The 12,462-nt window shown below is 39.3% G+C and carries 10 protein-coding genes and 1 pseudogene; 9 read left to right on the top strand and 2 right to left on the bottom strand.

All coding sequences use genetic code 11. From position 1 onward, the window contains the following. Positions 1-120 precede the first annotated feature (120 nt). The 9 genes and pseudogenes from arcA (at position 121) to J0J35_RS09095 (ending at position 9,593) form a co-directional block, all read left to right on the top strand. The gene (arcA, locus tag J0J35_RS09055; protein ID WP_003133654.1) at positions 121-1,350 is read left to right on the top strand and encodes an arginine deiminase; all 1,230 of its coding nucleotides are present in this window, start codon (positions 121-123) and stop codon (positions 1,348-1,350) included. A 125-nt stretch (positions 1,351-1,475) separates the two neighbouring features. Continuing rightward, positions 1,476-2,519, top strand: coding sequence for an ornithine carbamoyltransferase (gene argF, locus J0J35_RS09060; protein ID WP_003133656.1), 1,044 nt, complete (start codon positions 1,476-1,478; stop codon positions 2,517-2,519). 196 nt (positions 2,520-2,715) lie between these two features. After that, positions 2,716-4,179 carry a basic amino acid/polyamine antiporter gene (locus J0J35_RS09065; RefSeq protein ID WP_019293039.1) on the top strand — a complete coding sequence of 488 codons (1,464 nt, stop codon included), beginning with the start codon at positions 2,716-2,718 and terminating at the stop codon, positions 4,177-4,179. Between the two features lie 97 nt (positions 4,180-4,276). Beyond that, positions 4,277-5,227 (top strand): carbamate kinase, encoded by a 951-nt coding sequence (gene arcC, locus J0J35_RS09070; RefSeq protein ID WP_019292689.1) that lies wholly within the window; start codon positions 4,277-4,279, stop codon positions 5,225-5,227. Positions 5,228-5,278: 51 nt separating this feature from the next. Next, positions 5,279-5,770 (top strand): annotated as a pseudogene (locus tag J0J35_RS09075) (YbaK/EbsC family protein). A gap of 10 nt (positions 5,771-5,780) precedes the next feature. After that, positions 5,781-6,911, top strand: coding sequence for an aminotransferase (locus J0J35_RS09080; protein ID WP_165706306.1), 1,131 nt, complete (start codon positions 5,781-5,783; stop codon positions 6,909-6,911). A gap of 77 nt (positions 6,912-6,988) precedes the next feature. Next, a complete protein-coding gene (locus J0J35_RS09085; RefSeq protein WP_019293036.1) occupies positions 6,989-7,600 on the top strand; it encodes a nitroreductase family protein in 612 nt (203 codons plus the stop codon). Positions 7,601-7,706: 106 nt separating this feature from the next. Further along, a complete protein-coding gene (locus tag J0J35_RS09090; RefSeq protein WP_019292685.1) occupies positions 7,707-8,687 on the top strand; it encodes a polyprenyl synthetase family protein in 981 nt (326 codons plus the stop codon). Between the two features lie 3 nt (positions 8,688-8,690). Further along, on the top strand, positions 8,691-9,593 hold the full coding sequence (locus J0J35_RS09095) for a prenyltransferase (RefSeq protein ID WP_206916703.1): 903 nt from the start codon (positions 8,691-8,693) through the stop codon (positions 9,591-9,593). Positions 9,594-9,785: 192 nt separating this feature from the next. Here J0J35_RS09095 and feoB read toward each other — a convergent pair whose 3' ends face one another. Together feoB and J0J35_RS09105 are read right to left on the bottom strand one after the other, a co-directional pair. Further along, the gene (feoB, locus tag J0J35_RS09100; RefSeq protein WP_206916706.1) at positions 9,786-11,891 is read right to left on the bottom strand and encodes a ferrous iron transport protein B; all 2,106 of its coding nucleotides are present in this window, start codon (positions 11,889-11,891) and stop codon (positions 9,786-9,788) included. Between the two features lie 12 nt (positions 11,892-11,903). Further along, positions 11,904-12,365, bottom strand: a complete 462-nt coding sequence (locus J0J35_RS09105; RefSeq protein WP_019292682.1) for a ferrous iron transport protein A — start codon at positions 12,363-12,365, stop codon at positions 11,904-11,906. Positions 12,366-12,462 lie beyond the last annotated feature (97 nt).

Consider the following 12,462-nt stretch of genomic DNA (forward strand, 5'->3'; position numbering starts at 1 on the left):
GCATTATTATAATGACGTTCAATTTGCATTCAAAAAAAGATTAGACTATAATAAAAGGTGTTGAAAGCGCTTTTACAATTTTAATATATAGTTTTATATAAAAGAAAGGATGCTTATCTCATGGAAAAAGCAATCAATGTCAATTCAGAAATCGGAAAACTTAAATCAGTTCTCCTTCATCGTCCAGGTGCTGAAGTCGAAAACATCACACCAGACACAATGCATCAACTCTTGTTTGATGATATCCCTTACTTGAAAATTGCTCAGAAGGAACACGATTTCTTTGCTCAAACATTGCGTGATAACGGAGCAGAAACAGTCTATATAGAAGATCTTGCCGCAGATGTTTTTCAAACTGAAAGTGTTAAAAAAGATTTCTTGGCTCGACTCTTGCATGAAGCAGGCTACCGCCCAGGACGTACACTTGAAGGTTTGACTGAGTACTTGACAAGCATGGATACAAAAGCAATGGTTGACAAGATTTATGCAGGTGTTCGTAAAAATGAATTGGACCTAAAACGTACAGTTCTTAGCGACATGGCCGGTTCTGATGCCGAAAACCATTTCTACCTTAATCCATTGCCAAATGCTTACTTCACTCGTGACCCACAAGCATCTATGGGTGTAGGGATGACTATTAACAAAATGACTTTCCCAGCACGTCAACCTGAATCATTGATCACAGAATATGTAATGGCAAATCACCCACGTTTTAAAGACACTCCAATTTGGCGTGATCGTAACCATACAACACGTATTGAAGGTGGTGATGAACTCGTATTAAACAAACACACTGTAGCTATTGGTGTTTCTGAACGTACTTCATCTAAAACAATTCAAGCTTTAGCAAAAGAATTGTTTGCAAACCCATTGTCAACCTTTGACACTGTACTTGCTGTTGAAATTCCGCATAATCACGCAATGATGCACTTGGATACTGTATTTACAATGATTAATCATGATCAGTTTACAGTCTTCCCAGGAATCTTTGATGGTTCTGGAAATATCAATGCATTCATCTTACGTCCAGGTAAAGATGGAGATGTGGAAATTGAACATTTGACAGATCTTAAAGTTGCCCTTAAGAAAGTGTTGGAACTCTCAGAACTTGATTTGATTGAATGTGGTAATGGAGATCCAATCGTTGCACCGCGTGAGCAATGGAATGATGGTTCAAATACATTGGCTATCGCTCCAGGTGAAATTGTTACTTATGACCGTAACTATGTCACAATCGAATTACTTAAAGAACATGGGATCAAAGTACATGAGATTCTTTCAAGCGAGTTGGCACGTGGTCGTGGTGGAGCACGTTGTATGTCTCAACCATTGTGGCGTGAAGATATTTAATCAAAGTTTTACCCTCTATTTGCTTGGTTTACAGCTCTGTCAACCTCGTTGACACTTTATTGCTTACAGCACAAGCAAATGTCCTTATTTCAAAAAACAAAAAATTATATTTAGGAGAAAATTAAATGCAAACACCAAAAATTAACTCAGTTTTCCAAGGCCGTTCATTTTTAGCAGAAAAAGATTTTACACCTGCAGAAATTCAATATCTTGTTGACTTTGCTATTCACTTAAAAGCATTGAAGAAAAATAACATCCCTCACCATTATCTTGAAGGAAAAAATATCGCCTTACTTTTTGCTAAAACTTCTACACGTACGCGTGCTGCATTTACAACAGCAGCTATCGACCTTGGTGCTCACCCAGAATATCTTGGTAAAGATGATATTCAACTTGGTATCAAAGAATCTACTGAAGATACAGCACGTGTTCTTGGCTCAATGTTTGATGCGATTGAACGTCGTGGTTTCTCACAAAAAGAAGTTGAAGATTTGGCAAAATACTCAGGAGTTCCTGTATGGAATGGTTTGACTGACGATTGGCATCCAACTCAAATGATTGCAGACTACATGACAATCAAAGAAGAATTTGGTTACCTTAAAGGTCTTAAACTTGCTTATGTCGGTGATGGTCGTAACAACATGGCTAACTCTCTTATCGTAACAGGTGCGATGCTTGGAGTGAGCGTAACTATCGTAGCGCCTGAATCACTTCAACCTTCTGAAGAAGTTATGGAAATTGCGCGTAAATTTGCAGCTGAGTCAGGTGCAAAACCAGAAACAACTGCAGATATTGAAGCAGGGGTTAAAGGTGCAAACATTATCTACTCAGACGTATGGGTATCAATGGGTGAATCAAACTGGGAAGAACGTGTGGAACTTCTCACTCCATACCGTATCACAATGGATATGATGAAATTGACTGGTACTCCAGATGAAGAACTTATCTTCATGCACTGCTTGCCAGCCTTCCACGATACTGAAACTGAATATGGTAAAGAAATTAAAGAAGAGTATGGCTTGACTGAAATGGAAGTTACTGACGAAGTGTTCCGTTCTAAATATGCACGTCAATTTGAAGAAGCTGAAAACCGTATGCACTCAATTAAAGCAATTATGGCAGCAACTTTGGGTAACCTCTTCATTCCAGATGTACCAAGTATCAAATAATAAATTTTGAATTTGATTTTTTCCGGATTTGACAGACTTTCCACTTCCTAATACCGGTGGGAAGTTTGCACAAATCTGGAAAAAATATTTTTGGTTCCCTCTATAACTCTTGTTTTGAAAAGGTCAGACCTCGTATATTTTCATAATTGGAGACTTTTTTAAAGCATATGACTTTATGAAAAAAATAGGAAGTAATATGGAAGTAGAAAATAAAAAAGGAATAGGGCTCATGGCCCTCGTAGCAATTATCGTATCCGGAGCTATTGGTGGTGGGGTATTTAACCTCTCGAACGACTTGGCAAATGGAGCCACACCAGGTGGTGTGGTCATTTCATGGCTCTTTATTGGTTTTGGTATTCTTATGCTCGTTTTGAGCTTAAATCACCTTGTTGTTAATAAACCAGAACTCTCCGGTGTTTCAGATTATGCCCGCGCAGGATTTGGTGATTTTGCCGGATTCTTATCAGGCTGGGGTTACTGGTTGTCCGCTTGGGCAGGTAACGTGGCTTTCGCTGTCTTGATGATGACATCTGTCAACTATTTCTTTCCTGGTGTTTTTGCTAATGAAGACGGTTCTTTGACCTTTTTATCAGTCATCGTTGTTTCAGTCGTTTCTTGGTCTTTAACTGCACTTGTTATTCGTGGGGTTGAAGGGGCAGCAGTAATTAATGCTATTGTACTCATTGCTAAATTAATTCCAATCGCAATTTTTGCCGTTGTTGCTATTGTTATGTTCAGAGCTGGAGTCTTTACAGAACATTTTTGGCAAAATGTCGTCATTAATACAGATGGAACAGCAGCATTTACTCAGATGACTGCCTCAGGATTAATCGGACAGATTCAAAGTTCCTTGATGGTTATGATTTGGGTCTTCGTTGGTATTGAAGGTGCGGCAATGATGGGCGACCGTGCTAAGAAAAAATCAGATGCTGGTAAAGCTTCAATTATTGGGTTATTCACTTTGCTGGTGATTTATATCTTGCTCTCGCTCTTACCTTATGGATATTTGGATCAAGCACAGCTTGCAAGTATGCCACAACCAGGTATGGTTGGTATCTTACGTGAGATGGTTGGCCCTTGGGGTGGTAATTTGATGGCTATCGGGTTGATTATTTCACTTCTCGGTGCTTGGTTATCGTGGACGATGCTTCCAGTTGAGTCAACTTCTCAATTGGCTTCACAAAAGCTCTTGCCTGCTTGGTTTGGAAAAGAAAATAAAGCTGGTGCACCTGTTAATTCATTGCTTTTGACTCAAGGTTTTGTACAACTCTTTATCATTATTACTTACTTTGCCTCAGATGCTTATAATGTTTTTGTTTATCTCTGTACTGCAGTAATTATGGTTTGCTACGCTCTCGTCGGTGCATATCTATTAAAAGTTGGTTTAGTCGAAAAATCAACTAAAAATATTTTAATCGGCTTCTTTGCCATGGCATTCCAAATTATTGCCCTTTACCTGAGTGGTTGGCAGTTTGTCTGGATGGCTTCCATTCTATATGTAGTTGGTTTTGTCCTCTATATCCGTGCAAAACGTGAAAACAACAGAACTATTTCAACAGGCGAATGGTTTGCTATCATTATCTTTACTCTTGCCGCTTTGCTCGCTCTTTATGGCTTGCTTGCTAATCAGTTTGGTTTGAGAGAGTTACTTGGTATTTAAAAAGAAAATTAAGAGTAAAATTTTTGAGCAATCAAAAGTTTTATTCTTTCAAGCGCAAAGTAAGCGCTTTAATAATATAAAATAGGAGAAAATAATTATGGTTAGACGTATTGTAGTTGCTCTTGGCGGTAACGCTATTTTGACAGATGATCCAACAGCTCAAGCACAACAAGAAGCGCTTGAAGTTACAGCGAGTCAATTGATCCCGCTCATTAAGGATAACGATGTAGAAATAGTTGTTACGCATGGTAACGGCCCTCAAGTTGGTAATTTACTTTTACAACAACTGGGATCAGACAGTGCCAAAAATCCTGCGATGCCTTTAGATACAGCCGTGGCTATGACTCAAGGACAAATTGGATACTGGATGACTCAAGCCTTTACTAAAGCTTTAATCAAAGAAGGCTTGGAACGAATTCCTGTAGCTTCTGTTGTCACACGTGTCGTGGTAGACAGTAATGATCCTGCATTTGAAAATCCAACAAAACCGATTGGCCCATTCTATGATGAAGCACAAATGAACAAAATGTTGGAACAATATCCAGATTGGAAATTTGTCGAAGATTCAGGTCGTGGGTATCGTCGTGTTGTTGCCAGTCCAAAACCAGAACGTATTGTAGAAGCAGAAGCCATCAAACCACTGTTAGATGCTGCAGTTTTAACTACTGTATCAGGCGGCGGCGGCATTCCTGTAGTTGAGCATGAAGACGGCACATACACAGGGGTGGAAGCTGTAATAGACAAGGACTTTTCAGCAGCTAAACTTGCAGAACTTGTGGATGGTGACGAGTTAGTTATTTTGACAGGCGTGGACAATGTTTTTGTCAATTACAACAAACCAGATCAAAAGAAATTGGAAAAAGTTACTTTGTCTGAAATTGGCGCCTACTTGGAAGACGGTCAATTTGCTGCAGGCTCTATGAAACCAAAAGTTGAAGCAGCTATGGCTTTTGTAGAACGTACTGGTCGTGCGGCAACAATTACTTCCCTTGAAAATCTTGAAGATTTCTTGGCAAATGGTTCAGGAACAACAATTGTTGCTGACTAAAATGTAAGAGGTCGTGTTTTGCGCGGCCTTTTTCTTATAAGAGGAGGCTGAATGAGAGACTTTAAAGAAGTAGAGAAGTTAATGGCTCAGCTCGAAATTCCCTATAAAATTGTCGAGCATCCGGGCAGTCATTCTACAGAAGAATCTGACCATTATATTGAAGGACATGAAGGTTGTAGGTCGAAGACTTTAGTTTTGGCTAATAAAAAATCCACGCAATTCTATATGGTTATTATGGATGATAGTAAGCGCGTTGAGATGAACAAACTGGGGGAGGTACTTGGAGTAAACTGACTTCATTTTGTATCAGAAGAACGCTTGGAAAGCATGTTGGGACTGCAGTCTGGGATTGTTTCTATTTATGGTCTGGTTGATAATAAAATGGATAATATGCATGTTTATTTTGACCGAGATATGCTTGAGGAGCATGACATTATGACGTTACACCCTAATGACAATACAAAGACAATCTTTTTTCCAATGGAAGATTGCTTTAAAATACTGGATGCACAATGCTATACTTATACTATAATTGATATTTAGGAGGGCACATATGAAGATAGATGGTTTTGGAGTAGAAGAATGGCTCAATGTATGGGAAAAAGAAGCAGTTTATGACATTGCTCAATCAACGATTTCATCCATGACTTTGCAAGAAATATTAAATCTGGAAGAAGACAAGGGCCAAAGCTTTATGTCTCACTTAATGCAGGAAAAATTTAACTACGGATGGATTGAAGGCTCTCCTGAATTTAAGCAAGAAGTAGCCAAGCTTTATACGAAAGTTCCCGCAGAAAATATTTTGGCGACAAATGGCGCAACGGGTGCCAATCATTTGGTCTTGTATGGATTGATCGAGCCGGGAGATCATGTGATTGCAGAGTATCCAAGTTACCAGCAGCTCTATGATATTCCACGTTCTTTAGGAGCCGAAATTGAGTTTTGGCAAATTTATGAATCGGAAAACTGGTATCCACGATTGGATGAACTCCGTCAGATGATTCGTCCAAACACGAAGATGATTTGTTTGAACAATGCCAATAATCCGACAGGTACAACCCTAAACCGTGCCTTTTTGGAAGAGGTCATTCAGCTGGCTCGAACAGTTGGTGCTTATGTCTTGGTCGACGAGGTTTACTTGCCTCTTGATGATGCGGAAGATTATGCGCCAATTGTTGACTTATATGAAAAAGGTATCTCGACGAACTCGCTTTCTAAAACATATTCTGTACCTGGTGTACGTTTAGGTTGGGTGGCGACTCAAGATGAAAAACTAGCAGATGAGTTTCGCAAATACCGCGATTATACAATGATTTGTTGTGGAGTCTTTGACGATGCCTTAGGAACTCTAGTCTTAAAACACCGTGATCAAGTACTGGCGCGGAATAAAGAAATCGTCACTAATAATTTGCAGATACTTCGGGAATGGGTGGAAAATGAGTCACTTGTATCAATGATATTTCCTAAAGCAGTATCGACAAGCTTTGTGAAATTTGAAACGCTCGATCCGGCCCAAACAGAAGAATTTTGCGTGGCCTTGCTTAAAAACAAAGGCGTTCTTTTAGTACCGGGCAATAGGTTTGACTTGCCAGGCTATGCACGTTTAGGCTATTGTACGGATGAAAAGACATTACGCGAGGGTTTGTCTGCTTTGTCTCAATTTTTGCGAGAATATAACAAATAGGATAATAGAGGGGATTTACCCCTTTTTTATATACTAAAAATATGCAAATTTGGTACAATAATGAGAGGAGGATATTCATGGATTTTGTAAAAATTAATAAAGAACGCCACGCTGTAAAAACATTTGACGGTAAAAAAATACCAACAGTAGATGTGAAACAGATTATTTCTGCTGCAAGTTTAGCACCTTCTGCACATAACATCCAACCTTGGCACTTTGTCATTGTTGAGAGCGAACAAAAACGTCAAGAACTTCTATCCGTTGTTCATGGAAAAAATGGTCAACAAGTGAAAGAAGCTGGAGCGGTCATTGCTATCTTTAGTGATACTAATCTTTCCGAACGCTCAAGTGAAATTGCACGTACCGGGGCTGGAGAAATGGATAGTGAACAACTGCAACGTTTCAATAGTCGCTATCCCCAAATGTTTGAAAATATGGACGAGATGATGGAAGCAAGCTATTTATCATTGAATATCGGTTTTGTGACGATGAATCTCATGTATGTCATCAAAAATAGAGGCTATGAAGGCAATATTATTCTTGGCTTTGAACGTACTGAGCGCGTGAATGAAATTCTCGAAGTCGATAAACGTTACCGTCCAGAGCTCTTGGTTGTATTGGGCTCATCAGAAGCAAAAGGTCAAGCAAGTTACCGCTTGCCACAACAAAATATTATTGAAATTCGATAATAAGTAATAAGAGAAAAAAGTGAGTCGTTTATATCGAAATTTAAGGTGGATTTTGCTAGAATAAGAGAGATATAAAAACGATAGATATAGGTAGTAAGGGGAAAAAGTGCTAGATTTTTGGCAGGACTATCCTGAAATTAAGGAAAAACTTATCGCAGTACAAACTATGATGACAGAACGTTTAGCGGTAAATAATACAGATATACGTGACGCATTACAAAAGTTTACGACGCGCGGAGGTAAAATGGTTCGGCCAGCGCTTTTTTTTCTATTTTCTGGCTTAGTTGACGAGGAGATAGAAGACGAAGAACGTTTGGTTAAAATAGCAGCCAGTTTGGAGTTGTTACACTCGGCAACACTGATTCATGATGATGTTATTGATGATTCCCCTTTACGTCGAGGCTTGCCGAGTGTTGAAGCACAATTTGGCAAGGATGTTGCAGTATACACGGGTGATTTTATTTATACGGTTTACTTCGAGTTGCTTTGTGAAACAATGGCTGCGACACCATTTTTGCCGCGTAATGCAAGATCGATGAAAAAGATTCTTCAAGGTGAACTTACACAGATGCAATCAGCTTTTAATGCAGACAACAGTATTAGACGCTATCTTAAAGCTATCAGTGGTAAAACTGCAGAGCTATTGAGTTTAGCTTGTTTAGAAGGTGTGTATTTCTCTGGTGGTGATAAGCAGATGCAACGGTCTGCACGAAAGATTGGTTTAGCGATTGGTCTTGCTTTTCAGATTTATGATGATGTACTTAATTTCACAGTCGGTTTGGAAGAAGCTGATAAGCCAATATTGACGGATTTTCGTCAAGGGATTTATACCTTACCCTTGTTGCTGGCAAAAGAAGAAGCGCCTGAGAAAGTCATGCCCTATCTGGAAGCGCCAGAAGGACTGAGTCGTCAAGAATGTATCGAATTTTCCGAATTGGTCACTGATCTAGGAGGCATTACAGGAAGTCTTTTCTTAGCAAAACATCTAACCAATCAAGCGTTACTTGAAATAGAAAAATTCCCAGAATCTCGTAACCGCGAAATTTTGATGGAAGTTACCCAAACCTTATTACAAAGAAATTATTAAAAAATGAACTTTAAAATATTTGCTGAGCTTATTGAGCTGAAAGCTAAAACAGCGAGCATTTTTCCTTTTATACTGGGAGTTGCTTATTCACTTTATCATTATCAAATAGCCAATTTTGGCCCATTAATCATCTACTTTGTGGCTATGTTCTGCTTTAACTGTTTTGTAGATATTTGGGACAACTACAATGATTACCATAAGGCTGTGGATACGGAAGATTACAAGAAAAATACCAATATCATTGGTCGGGAAAATCTATCACTTTCGCTGATAAAGGGCTTGTTACTCTTCTTCTTCTCTCTTTCCTTGATTTTAGGATTAATTGTAGCAGGACTTGTGGGCTGGCCGGTGTTTTGGTTAGGACTTTTTTGCTATTTCATTGGTATCTTTTACTCAGCTGGACCAAAACCCTTATCAAGTTTACCTGTAGGTGAGTTGGCCAGTGGTTTAACAATGGGCTACTTAATTTTTCTGATCTGTGTGTATATCAATACGAGTGCTGTTTTTGTTTGGGATTTTGCAACTTTGGCATCAACCTTCCTTGTTGCTTTACCAAGTACCTTGTTAATTTCTAACTTGATGCTGGCGAATAACACTTGTGATTTGGAAGAGGATGAAGGTAATCATCGATATACTATCGTGCATTACATCGGGAGAAAGAATGCTTTGCGCTGGTGGACATTAGCCATTATATTGGCCTATATCTCAATCGTTGGGGCAGTAGTTCTGGGACTAATCTCTCCACTCATGTTGCTCATGTTTATACTTTTGCCTTTCATTATCAAACAAGCGCGTCCTTACCTCCAAAGACAAGTAAAAAGTGAAACTTTTATTGCTTCAGTAAAAATATTAATGGTCTTCTCGCTATTGCAAGCGGGTCTCATGCTGCTTGCTTTAGTTCTCTGAGAATAAGAAAAACCTTCTCTTAAAGAAGGTTTTTCTTATTCACAACAGTCTTTTTTCGATGGGATTTCTAAGGCAGAGACCCCCTTAACAGGACAGGTCGTAGTTGTACAGTCATCGCAAGCTCCTTTGCTCCGCACTGTTTTGCGCAGTGAAAAGAAGGCTGCTATTAAAATAAGGGATAAAAGAACGATGCTAGCTAAGTTCAAGAGAAAGTTCCTCCTTGTTTGATGTGTATTTTGGTCGACGGAAGATAAGATAAAGGCCAAAAACCAAGAGAAGTACTGCAAGTAATGTACTAATGCTAAAGGATTGTGTAAGAAAGGCAGAGCCTAACTGATAAATGATAAAGCTCATGCTGTAAGCCACAGCGGTTTGAAAGCCCACAGCGCGTAAAGTCCATTTAACTTCACCCATTTCCTTATAAATTGTCGAAATAGCAGCAATACAGGGTGCACATAACAGGTTGAAGACAAGTAAAGAATAAGCGGCCAGTGGTGTGTAGCTATTTTGTAGAGCCGTCCAAATGGCTCGACCGTTATTTTCTACCTCTGCACCTTGGGCGTACAATTGGCTCATAGTTCCGACAATAGTTTCTTTGGCAATTAGTCCAGTCAAGGTAGCTACCGTGGCTTTCCACTCTCCAAAGCCTAGAGGAGCAAAAACAATACTCAGGTATCCTCCGAGCGTTGCTAATATTGATTGGCCGGGTTCAACTTGGTGCAAAGTGAAGCTATAGTTTGACAAGAACCAGAGTGCGACATTGAGCGCAAAAATGATTGTCCCAGCGCGCTTAATAAAACTCAAACCTCGATCAAACGCATATTTAAAGACTGTAGGAAAGTGAGGTATATGGTAAGTAGGCAATTCTAAGATGAAAGCAGAAGTATCTCCCGTGAACATTCTCGTTTTTTTCAAAATAATTCCTGAGAGGATAATCATGGCCATGCCTAAGAAGTATGCGCTAGGTGCAACCCAACTGGTGGAGTGAAAAAAGGCACCTGAAACTAAAGCAATAATCGGCAACTTTGCTGAACAGGGCATGAAGGTGGTCACCATGATGGTAATTTTTCTGTCCCTTTCTTGTTCAATTGTACGGGTAGCCATAATTCCCGGTACACCACAGCCAGAAGAAATCAACATGGGAATAAAGGATTTACCAGATAAGCCAAATCTTCTAAAGATACGATCCATCACAAATGCGACACGAGCCATATAGCCTGAATCTTCAAGAAAGCCTAACAGGAGGAATAGAACGAAGATTTGTGGAACAAAGCCTAGGATAGCCCCAATTCCAGTGAGGACACCATCAAGGAGTAGGGATTGGACCCAAGGAACAATCGCCAAGCTATCCATTACTTGGTGTAAAATATCTGGCAGAAAACTACCAAAAAAGTTATCATTGAGCCAATCGCTAGCGGGTGTACCAATGACCTGTATCGCTAAAAAGTAAACGAGCCACATGATAAGGATAAAAATAGGAAGGCCCAACCATTTATGGGTAACGATGCGGTCGATTTTATCTGTTAGATTAAGTTGTCCTTTATGTGTGCTTGTAACAACCAAACGAACAATTTGACCAATTAAATCATAGCGCTCGTTAACGATGATGGATGCACGATCGTCGCCCATAATTTTTTCGGTGATTGCTACGATTTCATCTAATTCTTGCTCTTGTGAGGCAGTGAGGGTGTTCGAGGCTAAACTGTCCCCTTCAAAAAGTTTAATTTGTTCAAAACGATTCTTTGCTTGGGGACAAATCGTTTGAATTTCTGCTAAGGCACTTTCAAGGCGGTGATCATAATCTAAAGGAGTCACTTCAAGAGGTTGGCAAGCTTTTCGAATAGCTTCGTCTAGGCCTTTCTTCTTTAAAGCACTAGTAAGTACGACAGGTAGCCCTAAACTGTAAGACAGTTTTTCGATATCAATCTGTTTACCTTGATATTCTAGCAAGTCGCTCATATTTAGAGCGATGACGATAGGAATATTAAACTCCATCAGTTGTAATGTGAGGTACAGTGAGCGTTCGAGATTTGTTGCATCAATAATATTGAGAAGGACATCTGGTGGTGTCTCTCTGAGATAATTTCGTGTGACTTGTTCTTCTAAAGTATAAGGTGAGAGAGAATAAGTTCCCGGTAAATCTTGAATAGCGATATTCTTGTCTTTTTTATAACGTCCTGTTTTACATCCAACTGTTACACCTGGCCAATTTCCTACCTGCTGATTACTGCCAGTTAATATATTGAAAATACTTGTTTTCCCACTATTTGGGTTTCCTAGCAAAGCGATTTTAGTCATCTTTATTTCCTTTTAATCTTGGACAACAATTTTTATTTTTTCAGCATCTTTCTTTCTTAAAGAAAGTGAGTAACCCCGCAGATGAAGCTCCATAGGATCTCCTAGTGGTGCAAGTTTATGCACCGCAATACTTGTTCCCCTCGTAATCCCCATATCCATAAGCCGGCGTTTTATTTCACTTTCTCCCTCGAGTAATCGGACCACGCCACTTTGACCGATATTCAAAGACGAGAGAGGTATAAGTTCCTCATTTGATTGTTCATCTTTAATCAAAATCGTGTTGAGGTAGAAACTGCTTAGCGCTAAACGTGTCTGACCAATCTTTAAAAGCGCATTTTCCCCGTCCATAGAAATTAAAACAACTTCCGTATCAGGGGCAAAACCAAGCTCTCGAAGTTTTCCAGCATGCTCGGATTTTAATATTTTATTTACATAATATATTTGGCCGATACGGGCAGTATTCAGTGTTTTCATGCATGCTCCTTCAATGGGATGTAAAAAGTATTTGACATTACAATAAGTATAACACGAATTACTTGTAATTTCGAGGAAATTTGTGTATGGGACGAAG

Origin of the sequence: Lactococcus sp. LG606 (assembly GCF_017309645.1) — a bacterium.
Classification (GTDB): Bacteria; Bacillota; Bacilli; order Lactobacillales; family Streptococcaceae; genus Lactococcus; species Lactococcus petauri.

Bases quoted from the DNA above. Each gene is read 5' to 3' on its own strand.
- arcA (WP_003133654.1), top strand. From the start codon at position 121: ATGGAAAAAGCAATCAATGTCAATTCAGAAATCGGAAAACTTAAATCA.
- feoB (WP_206916706.1), bottom strand. From the start codon at position 11,891: ATGACTAAAATCGCTTTGCTAGGAAACCCAAATAGTGGGAAAACAAGT.
- argF (WP_003133656.1), top strand. From the start codon at position 1,476: ATGCAAACACCAAAAATTAACTCAGTTTTCCAAGGCCGTTCATTTTTA.
- J0J35_RS09085 (WP_019293036.1), top strand. From the start codon at position 6,989: ATGGATTTTGTAAAAATTAATAAAGAACGCCACGCTGTAAAAACATTT.
- J0J35_RS09080 (WP_165706306.1), top strand. From the start codon at position 5,781: ATGAAGATAGATGGTTTTGGAGTAGAAGAATGGCTCAATGTATGGGAA.
- J0J35_RS09065 (WP_019293039.1), top strand. From the start codon at position 2,716: ATGGAAGTAGAAAATAAAAAAGGAATAGGGCTCATGGCCCTCGTAGCA.
- J0J35_RS09105 (WP_019292682.1), bottom strand. From the start codon at position 12,365: ATGAAAACACTGAATACTGCCCGTATCGGCCAAATATATTATGTAAAT.
- J0J35_RS09095 (WP_206916703.1), top strand. From the start codon at position 8,691: ATGAACTTTAAAATATTTGCTGAGCTTATTGAGCTGAAAGCTAAAACA.
- arcC (WP_019292689.1), top strand. From the start codon at position 4,277: ATGGTTAGACGTATTGTAGTTGCTCTTGGCGGTAACGCTATTTTGACA.